The sequence below is a fragment of the Sodalis sp. (in: enterobacteria) genome, from assembly GCF_036327475.1.
In the GTDB taxonomy this organism is placed as follows: Bacteria; Pseudomonadota; Gammaproteobacteria; order Enterobacterales; family Enterobacteriaceae.
Map to the genome: position 1 here is coordinate 1,831,573 of NZ_CP132913.1, position 26,418 is coordinate 1,857,990.

At 53.6% G+C, this 26,418-nt stretch carries 17 protein-coding genes and 5 pseudogenes; 15 read left to right on the top strand and 7 right to left on the bottom strand.

The features are described from left to right. Window positions 1-25 precede the first annotated feature (25 nt). The 13 genes and pseudogenes from bamA (at window position 26) to tilS (ending at window position 15,396) form a co-directional block, all read left to right on the top strand. Window positions 26-2,452: an outer membrane protein assembly factor BamA gene (gene bamA, locus GPOALKHO_RS09845; protein ID WP_406703488.1), complete on the top strand. Its 2,427-nt coding sequence runs from the start codon at window positions 26-28 to the stop codon at window positions 2,450-2,452. 141 nt (window positions 2,453-2,593) lie between these two features. Beyond that, window positions 2,594-3,091 (top strand): molecular chaperone Skp, encoded by a 498-nt coding sequence (gene skp / locus GPOALKHO_RS09850; RefSeq protein WP_406702360.1) that lies wholly within the window; start codon window positions 2,594-2,596, stop codon window positions 3,089-3,091. Window positions 3,092-3,094: 3 nt separating this feature from the next. Next, window positions 3,095-4,117: a UDP-3-O-(3-hydroxymyristoyl)glucosamine N-acyltransferase gene (lpxD, locus tag GPOALKHO_RS09855; protein WP_406702362.1), complete on the top strand. Its 1,023-nt coding sequence runs from the start codon at window positions 3,095-3,097 to the stop codon at window positions 4,115-4,117. Window positions 4,118-4,266: 149 nt separating this feature from the next. Then, window positions 4,267-4,722 (top strand): 3-hydroxyacyl-ACP dehydratase FabZ, encoded by a 456-nt coding sequence (gene fabZ / locus GPOALKHO_RS09860; protein WP_406702364.1) that lies wholly within the window; start codon window positions 4,267-4,269, stop codon window positions 4,720-4,722. A gap of 4 nt (window positions 4,723-4,726) precedes the next feature. Continuing rightward, on the top strand, window positions 4,727-5,515 hold the full coding sequence (gene lpxA, locus GPOALKHO_RS09865) for an acyl-ACP--UDP-N-acetylglucosamine O-acyltransferase (RefSeq protein WP_406702366.1): 789 nt from the start codon (window positions 4,727-4,729) through the stop codon (window positions 5,513-5,515). A 2-nt stretch (window positions 5,516-5,517) separates the two neighbouring features. Beyond that, a complete protein-coding gene (lpxB, locus tag GPOALKHO_RS09870; protein ID WP_406702367.1) occupies window positions 5,518-6,666 on the top strand; it encodes a lipid-A-disaccharide synthase in 1,149 nt (382 codons plus the stop codon). Between the two features lie 25 nt (window positions 6,667-6,691). Next, a pseudogene (locus tag GPOALKHO_RS09875) lies at window positions 6,692-7,202 on the top strand (ribonuclease HII); the annotation flags it as partial. A gap of 134 nt (window positions 7,203-7,336) precedes the next feature. Then, window positions 7,337-10,819 carry a DNA polymerase III subunit alpha gene (dnaE, locus tag GPOALKHO_RS09880; protein ID WP_406702368.1) on the top strand — a complete coding sequence of 1,161 codons (3,483 nt, stop codon included), beginning with the start codon at window positions 7,337-7,339 and terminating at the stop codon, window positions 10,817-10,819. 12 nt (window positions 10,820-10,831) lie between these two features. Then, window positions 10,832-11,791, top strand: coding sequence for an acetyl-CoA carboxylase carboxyl transferase subunit alpha (gene accA, locus GPOALKHO_RS09885; RefSeq protein ID WP_406702369.1), 960 nt, complete (start codon window positions 10,832-10,834; stop codon window positions 11,789-11,791). Between the two features lie 211 nt (window positions 11,792-12,002). Next, window positions 12,003-12,173, top strand: a complete 171-nt coding sequence (locus tag GPOALKHO_RS09890; RefSeq protein ID WP_406702370.1) for a hypothetical protein — start codon at window positions 12,003-12,005, stop codon at window positions 12,171-12,173. Between the two features lie 100 nt (window positions 12,174-12,273). Continuing rightward, a pseudogene (locus GPOALKHO_RS09895) lies at window positions 12,274-13,286 on the top strand (lysine decarboxylase LdcC); the annotation flags it as partial. 165 nt (window positions 13,287-13,451) lie between these two features. Next, the gene (locus tag GPOALKHO_RS09900; protein ID WP_406703490.1) at window positions 13,452-13,823 is read left to right on the top strand and encodes a VOC family protein; all 372 of its coding nucleotides are present in this window, start codon (window positions 13,452-13,454) and stop codon (window positions 13,821-13,823) included. Then, window positions 13,813-15,396: a tRNA lysidine(34) synthetase TilS gene (gene tilS, locus GPOALKHO_RS09905; RefSeq protein ID WP_406702372.1), complete on the top strand. Its 1,584-nt coding sequence runs from the start codon at window positions 13,813-13,815 to the stop codon at window positions 15,394-15,396. Before GPOALKHO_RS09900 ends, tilS begins: the two co-directional genes overlap by 11 nt. A gap of 56 nt (window positions 15,397-15,452) precedes the next feature. Here tilS and rof read toward each other — a convergent pair whose 3' ends face one another. Both rof and GPOALKHO_RS09915 read right to left on the bottom strand, forming a co-directional pair. Beyond that, window positions 15,453-15,713, bottom strand: coding sequence for a Rho-binding antiterminator (gene rof / locus GPOALKHO_RS09910; protein ID WP_406702373.1), 261 nt, complete (start codon window positions 15,711-15,713; stop codon window positions 15,453-15,455). Between the two features lie 2,974 nt (window positions 15,714-18,687). Next, the gene (locus GPOALKHO_RS09915) at window positions 18,688-18,810 is read right to left on the bottom strand and encodes a hypothetical protein (protein ID WP_406702375.1); all 123 of its coding nucleotides are present in this window, start codon (window positions 18,808-18,810) and stop codon (window positions 18,688-18,690) included. 2,479 nt (window positions 18,811-21,289) lie between these two features. Between GPOALKHO_RS09915 and GPOALKHO_RS09920 the strand changes: the two genes are divergently transcribed. Beyond that, on the top strand, window positions 21,290-21,706 hold the full coding sequence (locus GPOALKHO_RS09920; protein WP_406702377.1) for a hypothetical protein: 417 nt from the start codon (window positions 21,290-21,292) through the stop codon (window positions 21,704-21,706). 135 nt (window positions 21,707-21,841) lie between these two features. On the opposite strand, the gene proS is transcribed toward GPOALKHO_RS09920, so the two are convergent. After that, window positions 21,842-23,560, bottom strand: a complete 1,719-nt coding sequence (gene proS, locus GPOALKHO_RS09925; RefSeq protein WP_406702379.1) for a proline--tRNA ligase — start codon at window positions 23,558-23,560, stop codon at window positions 21,842-21,844. 39 nt (window positions 23,561-23,599) lie between these two features. On the opposite strand from proS, the gene GPOALKHO_RS09930 reads away from it, so the two are divergent. After that, window positions 23,600-23,887 (top strand): hypothetical protein, encoded by a 288-nt coding sequence (locus GPOALKHO_RS09930; RefSeq protein WP_406702381.1) that lies wholly within the window; start codon window positions 23,600-23,602, stop codon window positions 23,885-23,887. 115 nt (window positions 23,888-24,002) lie between these two features. Here the strand turns inward: GPOALKHO_RS09930 and rcsF are convergent. The 4 genes and pseudogenes from rcsF to GPOALKHO_RS09950 form a co-directional block, all read right to left on the bottom strand. Continuing rightward, window positions 24,003-24,443: pseudogene (rcsF, locus tag GPOALKHO_RS09935) on the bottom strand (Rcs stress response system protein RcsF). Between the two features lie 99 nt (window positions 24,444-24,542). After that, window positions 24,543-25,302, bottom strand: a pseudogene (locus GPOALKHO_RS09940) (MetQ/NlpA family lipoprotein). A gap of 92 nt (window positions 25,303-25,394) precedes the next feature. Beyond that, window positions 25,395-25,794, bottom strand: a pseudogene (locus tag GPOALKHO_RS09945) (ABC transporter permease subunit); the annotation flags it as partial. Window positions 25,795-25,865: 71 nt separating this feature from the next. Next, window positions 25,866-26,087, bottom strand: a complete 222-nt coding sequence (locus GPOALKHO_RS09950) for an NIL domain-containing protein (RefSeq protein ID WP_406702382.1) — start codon at window positions 26,085-26,087, stop codon at window positions 25,866-25,868. Between the last annotated feature and the right edge of the window lie 331 nt (window positions 26,088-26,418).

Here is a 26,418-nt window from a genome sequence, read left to right on the forward strand (position 1 = left end):
ATGTCAGGAAGAACGCATAACCACGATGGCGATGAAAAAGTTGCTCATAGTGTCGCTGCTTCTTAGCAGCGACGCCGTGTATGGCGCTGATGGGTTCGTAGTGAAGGACATTCATCTCGAAGGATTGCAACGAGTCGCCGTCGGTGCGGCGTTACTCAGTATGCCGATCCGTGTCGGCGACACGGCGACCGATGAAAATATTGGCAATGCTATCCGCGCGCTCTTTGCTACTGGAAACTTTGAGGATATCCGGGTGCTGCGTGACGGAGATTCACTGGTTGTGCAGGTCAAAGAGCGCCCGACCATTGCTAGCATTACCTTCTCCGGCAACAAAACGCTGAAGGAAGAGATGCTCAAGCAAACCCTTGATGCCCAGGGCGTTCGGATCGGAGAGGCTCTTGACGGCGCCACCATTGCCAGTATCGAAAAAGGCCTTATGGATTTCTACCACAGCGCCGGCAAATACAGCGCCACGGTGAAGGCGATGGTCACGCTGCTGCCGCGTAATCGCGTCGATCTAAAGCTGGTGTTTGCCGAAGGTGTCTCAGCCAAGATTCAGCAGATCAACATTGTCGGCAACCATGCTTTCACCACCGATGAGCTGACTTCACGCTTCCAACTGCATGATGAAGTGCCGTGGTGGAACGCGGTGAGCGATCGTAGATACCAAAAACAAAAGCTGGCCGGCGATCTTGAAACCTTGCGCAGCTTTTATCTCGACCGTGGCTATGCCCGCTTCAATATCGATTCTACGCAGGTCAGTCTGACGCCGGACAAAAAGAGCATCTACATTACCCTGAACATCACCGAAGGCGTGCAATACAAGCTGTCCTACACTGTGGTCAACGGCAACATGGGTGGCCACTCCGCTGAAATTGAGCAGTTGGCCAAGGTGCAGCCAGGCGAACTGTACAACGGCGCCAAGGTCACCAAGATGGAGAACGATATCAAGCAATTATTGGGTCGTTACGGCTATGCTTATCCGCGCGTGGCAACGCAGTCGGAAATCAACGACGCGGACAAAACGGTTAGGCTGCACGTCAGCGTCGATGTGGGCAACCGGTTCTACGTGCGCCACGTACGCTTTGAAGGTAACGATATCACTAAGGACTCGGTGCTGCGCCGCGAAATGCGCCAAATGGAAGGCGCCTGGCTCGGCAGTAATTTGGTCGATCAGGGCAAAGAGCGCCTCAATCGTCTGGGCTATTTTGAGACCGTGAATACCGAAACCCAGCGCGTGCCCGGCTCACCGGACCAGGTAGATGTGGTCTACAAGGTGAAAGAGCGCAACACTGGCGGCATCAACGTCGGCGTCGGCTTAGGGACTGAGAGCGGCGTCAGCTTCCAGTTCGGTATCAAGCAGGATAGCTGGCTGGGGACCGGTAACTCTGTCAGCTTTAGCGGCGCCAAGAACGACTACAAGACCTATGCCGAGCTGTCGATGACCGATCCGTACTTTACGGTGGATGGCGTCAGCTTGGGCGGTAAGATCTTCTACAACGACTTCAGCGCCGACGACGCAGATCTGTCCGATTATGATCTGCGTAGCTACGGCATGGGCACTACGCTAGGCTTCCCTATTAGCGAAAAACACTCGCTGAATTTCGGGTTAGGTTATGTGCATGACGATCTGATCAACATGCAGCCGCAGGTGACAATGTGGCGCTATCTGAACAGTGTCGGCATTGATCCTAAGGTAGTTACCACTAATAAGGCGGACAGCGACGCCGATTTCAGCGCTGATGATTTCTTCTTATCGATGGCCTGGAGCTACAACAATCTGGACCGCGGCTATTTCCCCACCACCGGTTCGCGCGTCAGCTTGACCGGTAAGGTGACGATGCCCGGTTCCGATAACAAATATTACAAAATTACCTTCGACGCCAGCCACTACATTCCGCTTAGCGAAAGCGGCAACTGGGTGCTGATGGGCCGGGCGCGCGCCGGGCGCGCCGACGGTCTAGGCGGCAAAGATGTGCCGTTCTACGACAACTTCTATGCCGGCGGCTCCAATACCATGCGTGGTTTCCGTTCCAATACCATTGGTCCGAAAGCGGCCTATTATAAGTGCAATAGCGGCAATATCCGCTATAGTGATTGTCTGGTGGATAAATCCAGCGATGCCGTTGGCGGTGATGCGATGGCCATCGCCAGCGTTGAGCTTGTCGTACCGACGTTGTTCTTGAGTGAAAAGTATGTCAACTCAGTGCGCACCTCGCTGTTCGTTGATGGCGGCACCGTTTGGGATACCGGTTGGAAAAATACCAGCGCGACCCGTGCCGCCGGTATTCCCGACTACAACGATCCGGGAAATATCCGTATTTCAAGCGGTATTGCCCTGCAGTGGATGTCGCCGCTAGGGCCGTTGGTGTTCTCTTATGCGCATCCAGTCAAGAAATACGATGGCGACAAGTCAGAGCAGTTCCAGTTTAGTATTGGTAAAACGTGGTAATATAACATGGGGTGGTAGGCAGGCAAGGAGCAGGACGACAGAGGCATTAACGTAAGATCAAGACGTTGCGTGCAAAGCAGGTATACACTGTCGCTTGGCTTTAAATGAAGCAAAACACAATGAGTGGTTAAGGAGTTTATAGTGAAAAAGTGGTTATATGCCGCGGGCCTGAGTTTAGCACTCGCCACCTCCACCGTCGCGCAAGCTGCCGATAAAATTGCTGTGGTTAACATCTCCAGCATTTTCCAACAGTCGCCGCAGCGTGCCATGGTCGCTCAACAGCTCGAAAATGAATTTAAGGGCCGATCCACCGAACTTCGGTCTATGAAACGCGATCTGCAAACCAAGATGCAGCGTCTGCAGCGTGACGGCTCCGCCATGAAAGCCAGCGAGCGTAGTTCATTGGAGAAATCGGTGATGGCGCAGCGCGAGACCTTCTCCACCAAAGCGCAGGCATTCGAGCAGGACAACCGTCGTCGCCAAACGGAAGAGCGTAATAAAATTCTAAGCTGTATTCAGAACGCAGTGAAGAGCGTTGCCACGAAGGAAGGCTATGATGTCGTTATCGATACTAACGCTGTCGCCTATGCCAGCAACGCCAAAGACATTACCGCTGACGTTCTGAAGCAGGTCAAATAAGTCATGTCTTCAATTCGACTGGCTGATCTAGCACAGCAGTTGGATGCACAATTGCACGGTGATGGCGAGATTATCATCACTGGCATTGCCTCCATGGGCAGCGCGCAAGCGGGCCAGATTACGTTTCTCTCGGACAGCCGTTTTCGTGAAAAACTCCCTTCCTGTCAGGCGTCGGCGGTAGTGCTAACCGAAGACAGTCTGCCTTTCTGCACCGGCGCCGCGCTGGTGGTTAGTAATCCTTACCTGACTTACGCCCGCATGGCACAGCTGATGGACACCACGCCGAAGCCTGCTGAGGATATCGGCGCGGGCGCGGTTATTGCGCCTGACGCGACCCTGGGGCAGCAGGTGGCGGTAGGCGCTAACGCAGTGGTGGAATCCGGCGTGGTGTTAGGTGATGACGTGATAATCGGCCCTGGCTGTTTTGTCGGCAAGAACACCCGCATCGGCGCCGGCACGCGCTTATGGGCTAACGTTACTGTTTATCACGACATCGTCATTGGCGAGCGTTGTCTGATCCAATCCGGCGCCGTTATTGGCGCCGATGGTTTCGGCTATGCCAACGATCGCGGCAACTGGATCAAAATTCCGCAGCTGGGCCGCGTCATTATCGGCGATCGGGTTGAAATCGGCGCCTGCACTACCATCGATCGCGGTGCGCTAGACGATACCATTATCGGCAACGGCGTGATTATCGATAATCAGTGCCAAATTGCACATAACGTAGTTATTGGTGACAATACCGCGGTCGCCGGCGGCGTTATTATGGCGGGCAGTCTAACCATCGGTCGCTATTGCATGATTGGCGGCGCGAGCGTCATTAATGGCCATATGGCCATTTGCGATAAAGTCACGGTAACCGGCATGGGCATGGTTATGCGTCCGATAACCGAACCCGGCGTATACTCCTCTGGGATCCCGTTACAGCCGAATAAAGAGTGGCGTAAAACCGCCGTGTTAGTCATGAATATCAGCGATATGAGCCAGAGGATGAAAGCCATCGAGCGAAAATTAGCAAAAAACTAATCGCTCCTGCCCCTATAGAGGATAATGCATGTCGAGGCTCCTTAAACCAGGCTGACCATTATTATATTCGCGGCCTGCTTGTTTTACCTGCCAGGATTAAAACAGGCCGTGTTGTTAATGCCACGTTTTTTAAAGACAGGAAGAGTATTTTGACTACTGACACTCATACTCTGCATATTGAAGAGATATTAGAACTGCTACCACACCGGTTTCCGTTTCTGCTGGTGGACCGCGTGCTGGATTTCGAGAAAGGGAAATTTTTGCAGGCGGTGAAGAATGTTTCCTTTAATGAACCGTTTTTCCAGGGTCATTTCCCGGGCAAACCGATTTTCCCCGGGGTGTTAATCCTGGAGGCCATGGCTCAGGCGACGGGCATTCTGGCATTCAAGAGCGCGGGTAAGCTGGTGCCGGGTGAACTCTATTATTTCGCCGCTATCGATGATGCGCGTTTTAAGCGTCCGGTGCAGCCGGGCGATCAGATGATCCTCGAAGTTGAATTCATTAAAGAACGTCGCGGCGTCGCGCGCTTTAAAGGTGTTGTCAAAGTTGATGGCGAAGTGGCTTGTGAGGCGTCAATGATGTGCGCTCGTCGCCGGGAGGCCTAAATACGTGATTGATCAATCCGCCTTTATACATCCCAGCGCTATCGTGGAAGAGGGCGCTATTATCCATGCTGACGCACATATCGGCCCGTTCTGCATTATTGGGCCGCAGGTTGAAATCGGCGCGCGCACGGTACTGAAGTCCCATGTGGTGGTGACCGGTATAACACGCATTGGTGAAGATAACCAGATTTATCCGTTCTCCTCCCTTGGCGACATCAGTCAGGATCTGAAGTATGCCGGGGAGTCAACGCGGGTCGAAATCGGGCGCCGCAACCGGATTCGGGAAAGCGTGACTATCCATCGTGGCACGATACAAGGCGGAGAAGTGACCCGCGTCGGCAGCGACAATTTATTGATGGTGAATGCCCATGTTGCCCACGACTGCACGGTGGGCGATCGCTGCATCATGGCTAATAATGCCACGCTCGGCGGCCATGTGGCGGTGGATGATTATGCCGTTATCGGCGGCATGACCGCGGTGCATCAGTTCTGTGTCATTGGCGCCCACGTCATGGTCGGCGGCTGTTCCGGCATTGCCCAGGATGTACCGCCTTTCATTATCGCCCATGGCAACCATGCTACACCGTTCGGCCTGAACATTGAAGGACTAAAGCGCCGCGGTTTCGATCGCGCCGCGCTTCACGCGATCCGAGCCGCTTACAAAATTATTTATCGCAGCGGTAAAACTCTAGACGAAGCCAAACCGGAGCTGGAAGCGCTGGCGCAGGAACATCAGGTGGTAAATACTTTCCTGAACTTCCTTTCACGCTCGCAGCGCGGTATCATCCGCTGATTATGTCGGCACGCCCCATCACCATCGGTCTGGTGGCTGGAGAGACCTCCGGCGATATTCTCGGCGCCGCTCTGATACGCGCCCTGCGCGGCCATTTACCGAAGGCCCGCTTTGTCGGCGTCGCCGGCCCGCGCATGCAGGCGGAAGGAATGGAAGCCTGGTACGACATGGAAGAATTGGCGGTAATGGGTATCGTCGAGGTGCTCGAGCGCCTGCCGCGTCTGTTGCGCATCCGTCGCGATCTGGCTCGCCGCTTCGCCGCGCTACAGCCCGACGTTTTTGTCGGCATCGACGCTCCGGATTTTACGATTACCTTGGAAGGCCGCCTCAAGCGGCGTGGCATCCGCACTATTCATTACGTTAGCCCTTCCGTCTGGGCCTGGCGACGAAAGCGGGTATTCAAAATCGGTCGCGCCACGGATAATGTGTTGGCTTTCCTGCAGTTTGAAAAGGCGTTTTACGACCGCTATCATGTCCCCTGCCAGTTTATCGGCCATACGCTGGCGGACGCTATGCCTCTCGACCCGGATAAAGCCGCCGCGCGGCAGGAGCTGGGCATTCCCGCCGCTGCGCGCTGTTTGGCGCTGCTGCCGGGTAGTCGCCACAGCGAGGTGGCGATGCTGAGCGCGGATTTTCTGCGCGCTGCCGAGAAGGTGAACAAGCGTTTCCCAGGGCTGGAGATTGTTGTGCCGTTGGCGAATCCAGCCCGGCGGGCGCAGTTTGAGCATATTTTGGCGAAGGTGGCGCTAGCGTTGTCGGTCAGGCTTCTGGACAATCAGGCCAGTCAGGCGATGATTGCCGCTGATGCCGCCCTGTTGGCCTCCGGTACCGTGTCGCTTGAGTGTATGCTGGCCAAGTGCCCTATGGTGGTAGGTTACCGAATGAAGCCGATGACATTCGCGCTGGCGCGACGGCTGGTGAAAACCCCGTGGGTGTCGCTGCCAAATTTGCTAGCCGGGCGTGAGTTGGTCAAGGAATTATTGCAGGAGGCGTGCAGGCCGGATGCGCTGGCAGCGGCTGTCATCGAGCTGCTCAACAATGATGCCGAGCGCGAGGCGCTGCTGGTCACGTTTCGCCAATTGCATCAGCAGATTCGCTGCAACGCCGATGAGCAGGCGGCGCGTGCGGTTCTGGCGCTGATTAACCGATGATGCTCTTGCGGGAGGTGGGATACGCATGACGGAGCCTTTTATCTATCCTGTGGCAACGCTTATCGGCGGCGCCCACTAAAGTCGGGCGCGGGCCTTTAGTGGGCGCGGTGATGACCGCCGACGTGATCCTGGATCCCGCCCGGCTGGTAGCGGGGCTGGCTGACTCGAAAAGCGAAGTGAAAAGCGCCGCGAGGCGTTGTATGAAGTCATCATCCGCCGCGTGTTAGCATGAAGTGTAGGTCACTCTGAAGCCTATGAAATTGATCAGATCAATATTTTTCAGGACACACTGCTGGCGATGCAGTTGGCGGCTGCGTGTCTGGCCCACGCGCCGGATTTGTACTGGTGGACGGCAACCGCTGCCCATGCCTTCACAGGCGGTAGTGAAGGGAGATAGCCGGGTAGCCGAAATCAGCGCCGCCTCCATCATTGCCAAAGTGATCCGCGATCGTGGGATGACCACGTTGTACCAGCAGTTCTGCGAATATGATTTCGCCAAACATAAGGAGTATCTCACCGCTTTCCATTTGAAAAAAAGCTGGCGCTGCATGGAGGACCGTTCTTCATCGATGAAGCTTTGATCGGGTCCAGCGGGTGCTAGGAGCCGGCATAAACCTGACATTGTCGCGCGGTGCGACGTCGTGCCAACACTTCACATCGGGTAGCATCTATGGCCGAACCACGCTTTATTCACCTGCACGTACACAGCGACTATTCCATGATCGATGGGCTAGTCAAAGTCGGCCCGTTGGTACAAAAAACCGCGGCCCTGCATATGCCAGCGCTAGCCATCACGGATTTCACCAATTTATGCGGCTTGATTAAATTTTACGATACCGCCCACTGTGCCGGCATCAAGCCGATTATCGGCGCGGATTTTTTCGTACAAAGCGAGATGCTGGGCGATGAACTGGCGGAATTGACCATTCTAGCGGCCAATAATGTGGGTTATCAGCACTTGACCCTGCTGATATCGGACGCCTACAAACGCGGCTACGGCGCCGCCGGGCCGGTCATCGATCGCGACTGGCTGATTGAGCATAACGAAGGATTGATTCTGCTCTCCGGGGCGCGCAAAGGGGATGTCGGTAAATATTTGATACGCGGAAATATGCCACAGGTGGAACAGTGCCTGGCGTTTTACGGGCGCCATTTCCCTGATCGCTATTACCTGGAACTCATTCGCACCGGCCGGGCGGATGAAGAGAGTTACCTGCACTCAGCAGTAGAGCTGGCGGCGCGTCGAGGCTTACCGGTAGTAGCCACCAACGATGTGCGCTTTACCAGCCCGGATGATTTCGACGCCCACGAGATCCGGGTGGCAATACATGACGGCTTTACCCTCGATGATGCCAAGCGGCCGCGCAATTACAGCCCGCAGCAGTATATGCGTAGCGAAGAGGAGATGTGCGAGCTGTTCGCCGACCTGCCGGAAGCGTTAGCCAACAGCGTGGAAATCGCTCGACGCTGCAATGTCACCATCCGCCTCGGCGAGTATTTCCTGCCGCAGTTTCCGACCGGCGAAATGTCCACTGAGGATTATCTGGTCAAATGCGCGCGCGAAGGCCTGGAGGAGCGGTTGGCATTCCTGTTTCCTGATGCCGATAGGCGGCGCGAGCAGCGCCCGACCTATGATGAACGTCTGGACATCGAGCTGCAGGTGATAAACCAGATGGGGTTCCCAGGATACTTCCTGATAGTGATGGAGTTTATCCAGTGGTCGAAGGATAACGGCGTGCCAGTCGGACCAGGGCGCGGATCCGGCGCGGGTTCGTTGGTGGCCTATGCGCTCAAAATCACCGATCTTGATCCGCTAGCGTTCGATTTGCTGTTTGAGCGTTTCCTGAACCCGGAACGCGTATCGATGCCGGACTTCGATGTCGACTTCTGCATGGAGAAGCGCGATCTGGTTATAGATCACGTGGCCAAGACCTACGGCCGCGACGCGGTTTCGCAAATTATCACTTTCGGGACCATGGCGGCTAAAGCAGTCATCCGCGACGTCGGCCGGGTGCTGGGCCACCCTTACGGTTTTGTGGATCGCATCTCCAAATTGGTCCCCACCGATCCCGGCATGACGTTGGAAAAAGCCTTCATCACGGAGCCGCAATTGCAGGCTATCTATGACGCCGATGAAGAGGTCAAAGCGCTAATTGATATGGCACGCAAGCTCGAAGGTGTCACGCGCAACGCCGGCAAACACGCCGGGGGCGTGGTGATCGCGCCCACAAAAATTACCGATTTCGCGCCGCTTTATTGCGATGCCGAAGGCAAGCATCCCGTTACCCAGTTCGATAAAAACGATGTGGAATATGCCGGCTTGGTGAAGTTTGATTTCCTCGGCCTACGCACTTTGACCATCATCAACTGGGCGTTGGAAATGATCAACGCCCGGCGCGCCCGGCTGGGTTTGGAACCTATCGATATCACAACTATCCCGCTGGAGGATAAGAAAAGCTTCGATATGCTGCAGCGCTCTGAAACCACGGCGGTATTCCAGCTGGAATCGCGCGGCATGAAAGATCTGATAAAGCGTCTGCAGCCAGACTGTTTTGAAGATATGATCGCGCTAGTGGCACTGTTCCGACCCGGCCCGCTGCAATCGGGCATGGTAGACAACTTTATCGACCGCAAACACGGCCGAGAAGCCATCTCCTATCCCGATATCGAATGGCAACATCCCTCGTTGCAACCGGTGCTGAAGCCGACTTATGGTATCATTCTTTACCAGGAACAGGTGATGCAGATAGCCCAGGTGCTGGCGGGCTATACTCTTGGCGGCGCTGATATGCTGCGCCGCTCGATGGGGAAAAAGAAGCCGAAGGAAATGGCCAAACAGCGCTCGGTATTTAAAGCCGGAGCGGAAAGTATCGGCGTCGACGGTGAGCTATCGATGAAGATCTTCGATCTAGTGGAAAAATTCTCCGGATACGGCTTTAACAAATCCCACTCCGCAGCCTATGCGCTGGTATCGTATCAGACGCTGTGGTTAAAAGCCCACTATCCCGCTGAGTTCATGGCGGCAGTAATGACCGCCGATATGGATAACACCGAAAAGGTTGTGGGGCTGGTGGACGAATGTCTGCGTATGGGCCTGAAGGTCATGCCGCCTGATATCAATAGCGGCCAGTACCATTTTCACGTCAATGAACAGGGCGAGATAGTTTACGGTATTGGCGCCATTAAAGGCGTTGGGGAAGGTCCTATTGAAGCCATTATCGAGGCGCGCAATCAGGACGGTTATTTCCGTGGGCTGTTTGATTTATGCGCGCGCACCGATATCAAAAAGCTCAATCGTTGCGTGTTGGAAAAGCTGATAATGTCCGGCGCTTTCGACCGTCTGGGGCCGCACCGCGCCGCGCTGATGAACTCTCTCGGCGACGCGCTCAAGGCCGCTGATCAATATGCCAAAGCCGAGGCCATTGGTCAGGGCGATATGTTCGGCGTGCTGGCTGAGGGGCCGGGAGCGGTGGAAGCCTCCTACAGTACCGTGGCGCCATGGCCGGAGCAGGTGGCGCTAGACGGCGAGCGGAAAACGCTTGGCCTGTATCTGACCGGGCATCCTATCACCCAATATCTGCGCGAGATTGAACGCTATGCTGGCGTGGTGCGCCTGAAGGATATGCACCCCACCGATCGCGGCAAAATAGTGACCACGGTGGGACTGGTGCTCTCCGTGCGGGTGATGGTCACAAAGCGGGGCAACCGGATCGGTGTTTGTACGTTGGACGATCGCTCCGGCCGGCTGGACGTGATGCTGTTCACGGATGCACTGGAAAAATACCAGCATTTACTGGGAAAAGACCGTATCATTATTGCTCAGGGACAGGTCAGCTTTGATGATTTCAACAATGGGTTTAAGATGACCGCCCGTGAATTAATGGATATTAGCGAAGCACGTGAAAAATATGCGTGCGGGCTTGCTATCTCGCTGACCAACAAGCAAATTGATGACCAGCTATTAAACCGTCTCCGTTTATCGTTGGAACCGTATCGATCGGGGACGATTCCAGTGTATCTTTATTATCAACGGCAAGATGCGCGCGCGCGGCTGCGCTTTGGAGCAACTTGGCGAGTAACGCCGACCGACCGTTTATTGAATGACTTGCGAACACTTGTAGGTAATGAACAGGTAGAGCTGCAATTTGACTAATATAGGTATACTATGAGTCTGAATTTTCTTGATTTTGAACGGCCGATTGTAGAGTTGGAAGTGAAAATTGACTCGCTGATCGCAGTCAGCCGTCAAGACGAGAAATTAGATATTAATCTGGATGAAGAGGTGCAGCGCCTACGCCAAAAAAGCGTGGAGCTGACGCGGAAAATTTTCTCCGATCTGGGCGCGTGGCAAATCGCCCAGCTGGCGCGACATCCGATGCGTCCCTATACGCTGGATTATGTGCGGCATATCTTCACCGATTTTGATGAATTGGCGGGCGATCGCGCCTATGCCGATGATAAAGCCATCGTCGGTGGTATCGCGCGTTTAGATTCGCGGCCGGTGATGATCATCGGCCACCAGAAAGGGCGAGAAATGAAAGAGAAGATCCGCCGCAATTTCGGGATGCCGGCACCAGAAGGTTATCGCAAGGCGCTACGTCTGATGGAGATGGCGGATCGGTTCAATCTGCCGCTACTTACCTTTATCGATACCCCTGGCGCCTACCCAGGTGTTGGTGCCGAAAAGCGCGGCCAGTCCGAGGCTATCGCAAAAAACCTGCGAGAAATGTCGAGCCTGCGGGTGCCGGTGATCTGCACCGTAATAGGAGAGGGCGGCTCTGGCGGCGCGCTGGCGATTGGTGTTGGCGACAAAGTTAACATGTTGCAGTACAGCACCTATTCGGTGATCTCCCCGGAAGGCTGTGCCTCTATTTTGTGGAAAAGCGCGGACAAAGCGCCCATTGCCGCCGAAGCGATGGGCATTATCGCCTCGCGCCTGAAAGAGCTGAAGCTTATCGACAGCATCGTACCGGAGCCTCTGGGTGGCGCCCACCGTGATGTGTCGACCATTGCCGCCGTGTTGAAAACTCAATTGCTAGACGATTTGGCCGAGCTTGACGGTCTCAACGAAGAAGAGTTGCTCAACCGCCGTTATCACCGCCTGATGAGCTATGGCTATTGCTGAGTGACCGATACCGGACGCTGGTGCTCGAGGTGCCCGGGCTAGACCAGCGACATATCCTGCACGCTCGCGCCCGCGTCGACCGGTATCACGGTTGGCCGAAATAACTGATCGAAGAACTTACGAAGGATGTGTGAATAAACATTATTGCAATACTCTTGCCGGAACAAGTAATTACAAAGTCGAACCGATACGGGAGTTGGCATAGGCGCCGATGCGCATTGCGGTATTGTTTTCGACTGGGAGCAGTACGTCATGGATCTCTAACGAGATCAACAACTATCAGCCGCTATATGCGTTTATCAGCACCCGTTCGGTGCTTGACGTCAGTGTCAATGCGATGCGCATGGCGCCCTATTTTGAATATGGCTTAGATGAAGGCTAGCGCGAACTGGGCTCACTCTGGGCTCACTGTTGGAGCATATCGACTCCACCTGGAAGTAGAGGAGTATATCGCCCGTATTTTCCGACGGAGTTAAATGCAGTACATTAAGCAGACGCTGGCGCCGTCGATCTATTTTGACTCCACCTGGGTGCTGTACACCAATTTCCATCCTATCTATCGCGGCAAAATCTGTATGAGCGGAGAGCGAACCCATGACAAAATCATCTTCGAGACACAATCAACGCATAAATTACTAGCGGCCTTTTCACAGGCGTCAGTTATCCACATTAATGGTGATTATGATGAACGCACCTTTAACGAAGTGAACGTGACGCACACCACCATCTCTCCCCATTGCGACATAGTGGCGTCCATTGAAATGGCAGTGGCGATGATGTGCGGCAAACCGGGGCGCCGCCTGGTCCAATGCTTCATTGAGTGGACGCTGCATTTTAAGGCTTACCGTTTACATGGGGAGTCGGAGGGCTGATTTTTGGGGAGTCGGAGGGCTGATTTTTCGATATCTTTCAGCCTGAGATCATTGAATGCACCGTCTGCTGGCCGGTGGTGCCGAGCGCACCGCGGCGCGGGTTTCGCGATGCTAACATGTATCTCGATCATGTATCTCGATCCTATCAATGTCACTATCCTGACGCCAGGAAAGGGATCTCGGCTTAGCTGGTAGCCAAGTCCCCCGATTAGTACGGGGTGGTGGAAAACTGGTCCTTATAATCTGCTGTTTTGTTTAGTATTGGTATCGATAAAACCAGGGCTATGAGCCTGTTGCGCTAGTTTACCGAGTTCAAGCGCGCCTACGATCTCAATCTACACGGAAAATGACGACCTACTCCGCGTTCCAGCTGCGGGTGCGCGGTAACGCAGAAACTGTTGTGCTGTCGCAAATGGTTGGATGCATTTTCACCAAGATGCGGCTACCTGTACCTGCTTGGGGTACCGGTGGTAATGCTCGGCGAGATGATCACCGAAGGCAGCTGCGCGGTGCTGGATTTCTTTTTGGTACTGTGCGCAATCGGTCAACATTATCCGGGCTTTGAAGCCGACATTCACAACACTGAACTGACCGATGATGGCCGCTTTGGGTACGGGTCCTGAAATAAAGCGCTACCAGGCGGACGGCATGGGCGTACCTGAAGCGCGGAAATTGCTACAAAGGTAAGGTAGGGACGCCTGACGTAGGCACAACAGCGGCGGTCGAGTTGCCGCCGGCTGGACACAGAATGTAGACGAGGATCTTGAAACGTGATTAATTTACAACGGATGCACGATATTGCCATCATCGACAGCGATTATGCACGCAGTAAACATTTTTGCTGCCATGTGCTGGGCTTTATGCTTATCTGCGAACATTACCGCGCCGCACGGGACTCTTGGAAAGAGGATCTGGTGCTGCGAGGGGATTATCTGATTGAGCTGTTCTCCTTTCTCAGCGCGCTAAGGCGGCTCAGCCGACCGGAAGCCCAGGGGTTGTGTCATTTAGTCTTCAGCGTCGCCGACATCTACAGGGCGATTTCCAGCTTAGAGGCTGACGGCGTGGCCTTCGAGCCGCTGCGGGTTGATGTGCTCATCAGCAAGGAATTCACTTTTTTTACCGCCCCAGATCGGTTACCGCTGGAGCTGTATGAAGCCTAATACCGTTTGGCAGGTGCGGGCGTTGCGTCGTCGTATCGCAGTCCGTGTTGCGCCTTATCGCGCGCTGCTGCTAGCATTCAGCGGTGGGCTCGATTCGACGGTATTACTGGATGCCCTCACCGCGCTGCGTGACGGTGATGACGCTCTGGATGGCGCAGATGCGCCAGGGCTACGAGCGGTTCATGTTCATCATGGATTAAGCCGCCACGCCGATCGTTGGGCCGCCCATTGCGCGAATGAATGCCGCAGGCGCGACGTCGTGCTTAGCACGGCGCATGTGGTGCTCGACGGGACACCAGAGGGCCTGGAGGCGGCTGCGCGCAGCGCCCGTTATCAGGCACTAGCGGCGATACTGTGGGACAACGAAGTGTTGCTTACCGCCCAACATCAAGACGATCAGGCGGAAACGCTGCTACTGGCGCTTAAACGTGGTAGTGGTCCGACAGGCCTGGCGGCGATGGCGGCGGATGCACCATTTCACGGCCGCCGCCTGGTGCGGCCCCTGTTGGAGTGCGGCCGGGCGGAGCTGGAAGCGTACGCCCGTGCACGCGGGCTCCGCTGGATTAAGGATGACAGCAATAACGACCTGCGGTTTGATCGCAATTTTCTGCGCCTGCGGATCCTGCCATTACTGCGGCAGCGCTGGCCGCAATTTGCCGCCGCCGTGGCGCGCAGCGCGCAGTTTTGCGCCAAGCAGGAGCGGCTCTTGGATGAACTGCTTGAGGAGACGCTAGAGACGCTTACTCTGCCAGACGGGTCGCTGCGTTTGACGGCACTAACGGCGATGAGCGATATCCGGCGCGCAGCCGTTTTACGGCGCTGGTTGGCCAGCCGCGGCGTGAGAATGCCATCACACCAGCAATTGGATCGTCTGTGGCACGAAGTGGCGCTCAGCCGGCGCGATGCGGTTGCACAAATACAGCTTGGCGACTGGCAGGTACGACGCTTTCGCAACTGTCTGTATGTGCTGCCGCAATTGCCGGCTCTTCCCGATGGCGTGACGATAGTGCCCTGGCCGCCGCAAAGCGAGAAGCTTATGTTGCCCGCAGGGCTGGGAATCCTCCATCGATACCCGGAGAGCTTGAACAGCGTAGCACAGAGCATCGCTAACGCGCCACCGATGCCTAACAACGTCCCACGGGGGCGGATGGATGTCATGGATGTCGATGCCGTAATCGTCGCCGCAGGAGGGATTGTCGTCAACACTGACGGTGTCGCCAGTGCGGCGCTATCCGAGGCTGTGGTGCGCGCACCGCGGTCCTACGAACGGGTGTCGGTACGCTTTGGTCCTGTGCGCGGTCTGCTGTATATCACCGGGCGCCGGCGCGGGCGAACATTGAAAAAAATCTGGCAAGAACTGGCTATTCCTCCGTGGCGACGCAGTAGCACGCCGATGCTGTTTTATAATGAACAGCTTATCGCGGCGCTGGGGGTATTTGTCACCTGGGAGGGCACGGCGCGGGAATCGGAGGGGCGATGGCATCTGTTTTGGCGGGCGGACAGCACTGAGGTAAAATCTGTCGTGCCAGAAGACGGTGGCCAGGACGGCGTGGGTGGTGGCAAACGAGGATAGCAAAAGCGATTAACGGTAAGCGGGCAGCCGTAGCGTCCCGCTCAAGTGAGGTGGAATTATTCTGCGCTGACCACTACGGTGCCCAACTCGGGATGTGTGAAGCTGGCAATGTGATCCAACCGGATGTCCTGGCTAACGCTCCCCTGTTCAATGACCAGATATTCAACACGCCTCCTCGACAACATTTCGCGTGCCATGCCAGTCACTGTTTCCCCATTACGGAGCGTAAGGTTCAATACCCAATGGTGCGTACAGGCGAGATCAAGATTATCGTAATCATCACAGTTAATGGGCTGATATTCTTCATTCATAATCATAAGCGATCACCTACATTTATTGGACGGTAAATGTCGCCTGTCCCCTGAGGAAGGATACACAGCCATTCACCGGTAATCCCGCACATCAATCAACAGTTATCACTTAAGCGACTATAGCACAGCCCCCCTTTTTTCCTGGAAGAAAAGGTGGCGGAAGATCTGAAAACCGGCGCTGCTGGCATGGCTTGGGCATGTTGACGATCGTCTTGAATTTACTTGCGGCTTAGCGCGGAAGATGAGCTCGCGCTGATGAGCTCGCGCTGTGGTTGCGAAATAACCACTGAGAAGTGCAATGGTGGATCAAGCCGGGCTTACCGGATGATACGCAAAGCGAGTTATCAGGCTCGCTCCAGGTAGTGCTGTACACCTATAATGTGCGTGCCGCTTGGGTTTGGTGGCAGCAAAACCAACCGCTTTGCCCACGCATGGGAATTTGTCGGTACGCTTTATCGACGACGGGCAGTTAAACGTGCGGGCGAATCTGGCGCAGCGTAATATGGTGCTACAGGCGACGCTGTGGAGGGGTTAATCTGGTTGTGAAATGCCGACAGTCAGCTAGAAGTAAGTGCGCCTATCAAGCCAGTCAGAATGGTCCGGAAAATACGCCATTCTTCTCCACGCGACAAATGAATCAAACTTTGATTGAGTTTGAGTGTAATAAGATCATCAACCACCTTCTCGCTAACCAAAAGCTAAATGAGAACCGGGTGAAAAGATTGATATTATTGATTGTCATTACGCTCAGCGGCAGCGTGTTGCCCGTCTGCCACATTGCGCCGCCGGCGGATAGGGCCTTTAGTCCAATGCAGCAGTATTATCGCCGGGCGAGAACCGCGAGGCCATTCATTAAACCTCACTTTCCTAGCAGAAATAGCACCTTCGTCATGCGACAGCACTTTACCATCGGCACGCACTTAGGCTGCATGCAGTCAAGCGTAGGGCGATGCCGGTAAAAGTGCTTTTCTACCGTCAAGCAATTCGCTGGAAATGTTAGATGCGTGATGATCTCTTCCGCCGGCTGCCGTTTTTCTACTTCTACCTCCGCTCGAGTAATGACTTGACGCGGCGCCTGCGCACGGGCGAACTGCGATAATCGCACACTTTAAAGACGCTGACCTGCGAAGGTACTCGCGGTGCGGCTGACTGCCGTCATCTGTCTGCGGCATGCCAGTGAACATCGCCCGGCAAATGACAGCGCTACAATCCCCGTCCGGATATCCAGACGGTCCCAACCCAAAGACCCTTCAGTGGTAACTGCTACGTTGACTTTCCGTGCGGCAGGGGTATGCGTTATCATTTATAGGGCAGTTGTTTTTCCTTGTATATTTCTATTGTTCTTCAAGGAGTTAAGTTATTTACCCTTAAGCATGTGTTATCTTCATATCCTCAAGCCTCTAAATCAATAAGTGTTAATGAAAGTGTAATTATTAACTTAACGTTGGTTTTTGTGCAACAATGAGTTTAACAACGTTATTGTGTGTTTATTCCGTGAGGATAATATTTTTCTAGCTGGTCTATTTATAGACCGATGGGACGGTGCGTCCTTGAAATTATATTTCAACGGTCAAGGAGGATTGATAGCATGTTGCTTATTTTCGAAGGTGTTGATAAACGAACGCCGTTCATTACCCGCGGCCCGCAATAGGCCGGGTAAACAATAGCGGACTTGGCCATTCTATCATCGCCTGGGAAATAGTACTTAAGCGTCGACGCGATTTCTGCGGGGTAAGCTACCCTGGCGCGGTTAACGTCGCTAGAAGCCGGCTTCCGCTGCCTTATTTTTGTCCCCAGCGCGAGTGGACTGTGGCTACCGGATCTCCGTCGCCACGGCTGCGAAAGGGTGTCGACGCATGACGTTATTCGGAAGGCCGCCGGCGTTGTTACCTGTATACACCGCGACGCAGATGCTTGCTCAGCCCCGCGGGTTCCGACCCTCGGTCCGCAGGCTGCGCGAGCCATCCATCACAGCAGAGCAGAGCAGGGTGCAGTCGGGGTGAAGGCTCCATTGCAAGGCAACCTCCTGGCGGCGCTGGTAAAGAGACATAACCCCTGGCGCGGCGCCGGCGCGCCACCGATGTTGTATGGCGCCCGCGTGTGCGTTGCGTCCTGAATATCAGAATTACTGGCGGCAGCTTAACATTAGAAACGTCAATTTGCGGCATTCAAGACGTACTGACGTCGTCAAAAGCCGACGTAACCTTGCTGGCATACGTTGAAGAACAGCGGCGAGCACACACGTTGTAAAACAGCACGCAATGCTGGCTATTCCACCCAGGAAGCGTTCATCGACAAGCTTGACCTCATCGCAGCCCTTAGCGTGACGTTCATGATTGAGACGGCACCTGGCGAATTTTTGCAATCCAAGATCGCTAGGATTTTACCCTACGGGACGTCATGACAGGCGATGCGCTATGCGTTTGGGCGAAAGCTGGTCGCCGCTGATCGCGTACTCCGCGTATCCAGACACTGCTTTTGACCGATAATCACAGTGTGATGAAACCGGAATTTTTTAGCATGGCCAAATAAAGAAGCTTTTCAAGCTGCATCAGGCATTGCAAACGCAGTTACATGAAGTGACCAACGATAGTGAGATTGAAATGCCTATCTTATCATAGCGAAAAACCGGTTGGCCTGTGCATTACCGCCGCTACTGGAGGAGAAAGAGCAAAACGCGGTGGCAACGATAGACAGAAGATGGATGGACAGCGAGATAACGGAGCAACTGATAACACTACATCAGAGGAGAGCGCTTCTGCGTGCCAGGCAATGGTTGCGCTAATTGGATCCGTTGGCGACATGCTAATTTCGCTATTCAATGGCAGAATCTATCCATGGGCCCTTTCTGACACAATCGGTGGCGTTGTGTTCATTTATTCATGGCCATCTATCGCTGCGTCAAAAGTTAAAGTGGTTAGCATGTCGCTCGCCGCGGTGGCGGATCTACAAACGTATCAGGTTCTGCCACCACTCCCCTTTAGCGAAAGCCGCGATATTTAGCGGACGTTAATGTGCGCAAATGCAGCGCCATGGACATGATCAGCAATCGCACCCGACACTGGCTGATCAGCGCTATATCGCCCAGCATGTTCGGTGCCATCAGTTTCGGCTTGTATGTACATATCACGCTTACGGCCGATGACGTATCGCTGAAAAACGCGCCTAGACGAACGTGCCAATGGAACTGATTTTACCGCACTAGGGTCGGGCGGCGGATGGCTATCAAGCGATGCGCGCGTTGGGCAGCCACGGCATCGACGCGAGCGGCTGGGCGATTATCCTCGTTGACAGTTCGATTTAAAGAGGGTTGTGCTAGTTTACGCCCAACAGCGCCGAGGTCATGTTGCATTAGTATCAGTCTTTACGCTTACTTGGCAACATTCGCCGTTTTTTCGCGAGCCGGCGGTCATTTCCGGGCCTAAGACTTTGAAAATGGTGCCGCGCGACTACTAACTGGCCGTATTCGACCATGCCGGCGAACTGGCAAAAATCATGCTCATCAGCCTCAGCGACGGCCTGTTTGGCAGACATCAAATAGCGCCGATTAACAGCAAGCGTGCTGCAAGATGTCCCTGGAACGGTAACGCTGGACGAGCTTACCTTCGTTGGCGATAACCTGTTGCTTGCCGATGGGCGACGGGCGCAACTGGTGATAGAAGATTATCCGGCGGTTCCCGTCATCAAATCAAATGCAGACGGCATTGATCTACGGACGGGCCACTGTCGACAACATTCTGACGCTATTGTTTGCAGTTAGCGTGCCGGGTAGAACAAAGCGAGCGGCTGGCCGCGGCCCAAGCATTTCGCTAATGCTAATGCCTTCGAGTCTATCAAAGGTCTACGCGGAGATGGAGGGCATCTAGTATATATTGGACACGGCAATGGAAAGTGGCTTTTCTTAATATACGCCGATTCGCTACAAAACGTTTACAAACGTTGGCGCTATCGGTGCGAGGCGCGGGACGAGGTCAAAGAGACTTGGTTAATAAACTGCATGGAGTCAGCGCGATTTAATGACATCGATGGCAAAATATGCTGGCTTACCGTCAGCGTCTTCTCTGCTAGTGCTGCAAAACGGTTAAATCACATTATCCATAATTTAATGATAGATAATCACATCTGTAAGGTCAAATTATTATTTTATGCTCTATATTTTCAGGAACAACTGGAATCCATCAACGCTTTATGTGTATCAACACCATATGCTACGCAAGATGATGAGTTCTGCCATCTCGATACACAGCTACAGCAATATGCTAAGCATGGAGTCTGGCAGATTGATATTTCATGCACGAGGATTCGCCCTTGGATGGTCATTTTCACCCATGAATAATATGAAGATCGCCGTCCACTTTGGTGAAGAAAACGAATATTATTGATGCAGCAGTTAGGAGAACTACCCATGCAGTGCGAAATGTAGCTTCCATATCGTGAAACACACGCTTGCTTTGATGCCACCGGCGAGTTCATTTCTACAGGCGGTAAAAGAATTGCACTGTTCAGCATTGCCGCAAAACGCCTGTGAGCATGCGCTAAATATATCAGTCCATGCAAACCGGCTATCGCTCCAGCAATGCGCCGCAGTGCAGGAAACCCTGGCGCACCTCGACAGCGGTCTGCTGTCACAGCATAAACTTGAAGATATCATGCTGAATATTCAGCCCGTGGCCAATAGTGTAGCGATGAGGGATCTCCCATATGTTATTTAAGCTTGGGCGACAATCATTTTGTCTGCTGAAACAATCATCTATTTGATAATAAGTTGGGTGAGAGGGATACTATCATTCAGGATACTATCATTAGCGCTCAGCAATTAGGGTTGTTCAATAAAGGTTTTTGTAGCAACAGGATCTGTCCTATTGGGTTTTGAACGGGGCGGTTAACGTCGAAAAGTATTGCCTTCACCCATAATACCAGCGCGCCGGGCGCAAGGTGGTGTTGGAGATAAATGAATTACATAATCACGGCATCACAAATTTCAGTGACGGGGTAGCGCGCTTTGGAATTTTCGCCGCAGAAGACATTCGGCGCAAGACATCTATAGGGAAGCGTCGTTTGGTATTTGCGGTTGCATAATTTATTGGAGCACCTATACCTGCGGTGGCATCACTTAGTCAACGTCCGCCGACCCCATTCAGTTCTACTCTATATGTCGTTTATTTTGTCGAGACAAATATTCTCGGGCTGCTGAAAGGCATGATTGACAGTGAATCTTTCCTTGAACACTATCCAGGTTTTACGACGCCCAAGCTTATTAAAGAGGCTGTAACGCAGCTCGACGTGATACTTATTTTACGGTGAGCGGAAAATGCAGTGCGCGCTGCAACAATTTCTGGTAGAGAGCGACTACTTTCGGTTGCGCTATGCCGATCCACACCTCCCCTCTCAACCGTCTTCGCCACACGAAATAGGTCATACAACGCTCGATGAGAGCAATAATATTGCACTAGCTCCTTTGGAGGTGTATCGCGAACTACCCCTACTGAGCCAAATTTATCTCAGTTTTCGCGCGAGCGGCGAGGAGCGCCGTTACTGGAACGCACCGTTAATATTGCCGCGCAGGAGGCAGACAACCGGCGGTGACCGAGCAAAGTAGCACAAGCGCCAAAACTTGGCCTGGGGTTCCCGTTCAAGCCGGCAAGTTGGACGGTACGCGCATCATCCATCCTCGGCGAAAAGAGAATCTTATCTATATTTATGCTAATGCGACCTACAATTTTACTTGCCATTCCCAACCGTCGCCAAACATGGGAGTAAAATCTATCAGGCGTTCCTTGATTTCTTTGTGGTTGCAAACGGATGCGCCGGCCACATTGCTGCCTCAATGGAGAAACGCCCTTTTGACTGTGCCGCTAGTGATTATCCAGATACTGGAAAATGACACGCGGATGATCATACGGGAAATTGGCCCGCTACATTGCCCAGGAAATAAAACGACTATGCTGCGTGCCTCAAAGTCGGTGAAAACAGGGGAAGTGATACAGCCGGTCAACTAAGCTGATGAAAATCCGATCTATGCTGGCCCGGACTGTCTGAAACTTAACCGATTAGCGGCGAGTGTAGTGTAGTATTGATGGATGATGAGACGTGCTCGCCAGGCTTCGCACGAATGAGGTGCGTAGTGTCTTGTTTTATTTCGCGGCAGTGATTTTATCGACGAGAAAACCAACAATCGCGCTAAGTTTGATCATCTGCTTTTCACCGCTTCGACGGTTTTTATACTCGATTTCATCTACATCCAGATCGCGATCGCCTATTACTAACTGGTGCGGTATCCCGATGAGCTCCATATCGGCAAACATCACGCCAGGACGCTCTTTACGATCATCGAGCAAAACGTCAATACCGCGCGCCTGCAACTGCCGATAAAGATCTTCCGCCACTTCTTTCACCCGGAAGGATTTATGCATATTTATGGGCAAAATGGCGACGTTGAATGGTGCCAGGGCTTCCGGCCATAAAATGCCACGCTCGTCGTGGTTTTGCTCGATAGCGGCCGCCACCACGCGGGTGATACCGATGCCGTAGCAGCCCATGGTCAGTGTTTGATTGCGGCCGTCTTCACCCTGCACGGAAGCTTTCATCATTTCTGAATATTTAGTGCCCAACTGAAAAATATGGCCCACTTCGATCCCGCGCTTGATTTGCAGTGTGCCGTTACCGTCCGGGCTGATATCGCCGTCAACAACTTTGCGTAGGTCGGCTACCGGAGGCAGCGGCAAATCCCGTTCCCAGTTGATGCCGAAGAAGTGTTTCCCCTTGACGTTGGCGCCGGCGGCGAAATCACTCATCACCGCCACGCTACGGTCGATAACCAGCGGCAGGTTCACCAGCCAAAGCGAGCCAGGACCTGCGTCGACCGCCAGACGGATTTCCTCTTCGCTGACGAACGTCAACGGGACAGCGACCTGCGGCAATTTCTCGGCTTTGACGTCATTGAGCTGATGATCGCCGCGGACAATCAGCGCCACCAGCGGATGATCGGCATCTTCGCAGGCTCGGACCAGCAGCGTCTTGACGGTTTTTTCCACCGGCAGTGAAAATTGCGCCACCAGTTCGGCGATGGTGCGAGCGCCGGGGGTGTCCACCAACCGCATCTCTTCGCTGGGTGCGGCGCGAGTGATAGCTGGGGCAATCGCCTCTGCCAGTTCGATATTAGCGGCGTAGTCTGACGCGGTCGAGAAAACGATATCGTCCTCACCGCTGTCGGCCAGCACCTGAAACTCGTGTGATGCGCTGCCGCCGATGGAGCCGGTATCCGCCTGCACTGCGCGAAATTCTAGCCCCATACGGGTGAAAATAGCGCTATAGGCCTGATACATAGCATCATAAGTCGCCTGAAGCGACGCTTGGCTGGTGTGGAAGGAATAGGCGTCTTTCATTATAAACTCCCGCGAACGCATGATGCCGAAACGTGGACGCACTTCGTCGCGGAATTTGGTCTGGATCTGATAGAAATTCAATGGCAACTGCTTATAGGAGCTGACCTCATTGCGAATAAGGTCGGTTATCACCTCTTCATGTGTGGGGCCAAGGACAAACGGCCGAGCGTCGCGATCGGTAAACCGCAGCAGTTCCTGGCCATACTGGACCAAACGTCCGCTTTCCTGCCACAGATCCGCCGGCTGCACTACCGGCATGGCCACTTCAATAGCGCCGGCGTTGTTCATCTCTTCGCGCACTATATTTTCCACTTTACGTAGCACGCGAAAACCAGTGGGTAGCCAGCTATACAGGCCGGACGCCAGCTTACGAATCATCCCAGCGCGCAGCATCAGCTTATGGCTGACCACTTCTGCATCGGCGGGGACTTCTTTAAGGGTAGATAGCAGATATTGGCTAGTACGCATGTTAGTTAGGTTCCACAAAAGCGGCTGAGTGGCCGTAGGTTGCCAGCAGGCAGCAAAAATAATGAAAGTGATATAGTCTACCAGCGCCTGCCGACGACCAAAAAGACCAGAAATTTAATCCATTATCCCGTCTGCGTAGCCGGATTCGGGCTCGGCGATCGGGCCTGCAACGTCAGTATCGCTCCCAGCAACTATCCCATGGCGATAACCTCGCTAGTCGTCTCGCTCATGCGCCAGCGTGACATTAAAAGCCAGCAGTGCCGCAGCATACTTCCCCACGCCGGCATTCCCAAGCGGGTGATAGGCGGGACAAGGATCCCACGCTAGAACATCGTCGATACATTCCCGCTGAAAAACAAACGGAAGCAAAATATGGCTGAACTCCGTTAGGTCGCGTACCGCTTCCGTTAATTATAGGAATGCAGCTCGCCGCCGCCGCCGGCTAGCACGGCACGACGAACTTTATGGTGAGCGGACAACGCCTATTTGAGGTCATTGCGAAACGAACGCTGAGCGCGGTTCCCTGGCAAATGGCCTGCTGATAGCAGCCAGAGACAGCGCTCACGATCTAGCACTGATGCAGTAACACGCCGTTGCCTTTCATCACGGCGCCGTGGATTTGCATATTGCGGCGCGCGGCATTGATAATTGGCGGCGAATCTTGGAGGCTGACTTTACAGGTTGAGCCATATACCTCGCCCAGATCACGGAACGACTTGCCTACTAGCCCTTTCAGGCGCCGTGTGGCTCAGCTTTATGCACAGCGGAGGTCGTGTCTTTAAACGGATTTTGGGGTCATTTTGCACAGCGGAAGGTGCGCGTAGTATAGCCAGGAGCATCTCGTTAGCGAGAGAAGGAGCAGTAAAGCAGGTAATGCGCGCATCATTCTTCTTCTTATTATTGTAATGGCTGCTATTGAAGCAATCTACGGCAGAAATAACAAGACGGGCCGTGACCCGTCATGATTAAAACATAACCGTCATTAACAACTACCGGCTTTGACCGCACCACCGTTAAAGATTTTGTTGGCGGTATCGTTCATTCCATCGGACTAATCGGCCTGATAGGCCTGAACAAATTTCTTCACGTTTTCGGCGTTTTATTGTCTTCGCGCGCCACGATTAGGTTGATATAAGGCGAGTCCTTATCCTCGCAAACAGACCATCTTTGGTCGACATCGGGCTAATCTGGCTGGCGTAAGTGACATGATATGAGTGACGTGGCAACTACGAGGCTTCAAGTTCCAGCAGCTTCAGGTTCTTCAGATTATCGGTCACATTACAGAACGGCCTGCATCAGCCCCACGCTCGGTTTCAAGCCCAATTTTGCAACAGTAGCAGCGAAGGCCAAGGTTGGTCAGATCGCTAGGTAGAGTGATTCCGGGCTTCAGCTCGGCCAGCGATTGGATTGACCTGGAGCCGGCGGATGGAATACACAAAGGCACTCCCTGTGGTCACGAGCCTATAGCCGCGTCTTTTACTTGCTGATCCAGATACGATTTGTGCTGGAACGCGTTGGCATCGATATCGCCGTTACTGAGCGCTTCGTTCGGCAACACGTAATCATTAAGGGTTACCGGCCTCACGTCCAGGCCGTATTTCTCTTTGGCCACTTTTGCGCCGTTTTCGCTATCTGCTATTCAGTGCCATTGATCACGCCTACTTTGATGTGATTCGGATCTTTTCATCCTGTCCGAAGCCGGCTAGCGCCGCCGCGCTAACCAGCGTAGGCGCCTTTGCCAAAGTTTAACATTGAAAGACATATCTCTTTCGGTGAGATGTAGTGTCCTTACGCCATAATGTCGACGTAGGGATGGTCGCGTTATTGATGGGTAAACCGCTCTTACGAGCCAATCATCGCTAAGTTGTATTAAATAGATTAAATAGACCAGAACCACCAACAATACTAATATGGTATTCTCACGATGGCGTTGTAACCGATATAGCCGTATTGAATGCCGATTTGTCCCGGCCTACCGGCGCCCATGGCGCAATACCCCACCAGGGTATGGTGTAATGATCGCGGCGTTAATGAGACCGGCAGCGCTTCCGGTAACAGTACCTTGCGGATGATGTGCATCGGTATGGCACCCATGGCACGAGAGGCTTCTACCGGGCCAGAGGGAATTTTCAACAGGGCGTTTTCGCCCATTCGGGCATAAAGGGGGCGCTTATTGTTAGCGGCACAATGGCAACCTTAAGGCCGATGGAAGTCCTGACGATGATACGGCAAAACCGAAAAATCCCGGGACGAATGTCATCGTCAGGGTTTCCAAACCACACGGGCCAATAGGGCGATCATTCCATCAATAACCCAGCACCTCTACATTGGCCTGATGCTGCTGCAAATAAGCGATAGCGGCGGCGTCCGCTTCATCCCCTTCCATTTCTGTCAACATGACGCCGAATTTAACGCCGCCGGAGTAATCCATCTGGGCGCTGATAATGTTATTGTTGATGTTGAAGCGGTACAGGCTTCCGACAACAGCGGCGCATCCACCGACTTGACCGGTAAATTCCAATTGCAATATGGGAATGCGGCCAGGTGCACACGTCGGTATACATGCGCTGCTGATAATCCTGCGGAATATCTAAATGCAGCGTGGAACGGATGAAAGCCCGTGCCAGCGACGTTTTCGGGTGGGAAAACATTTCGCTTACTGAATCCTATTCGATGGTTCCCATTGACTAATGACCGCGACCTGATCGCAAATGTGTTTCACAGCATCCGTTTCATAGGCAATTAAGGCAATCCAATAGTATGGTCAGGCCCAGGCGCCAATTGACATCTGTTAACAACACTAAGATTGATGAGGTCGTGGCGAGATCCAGTGCGCTGGTTGCTTCATTGCACAACAG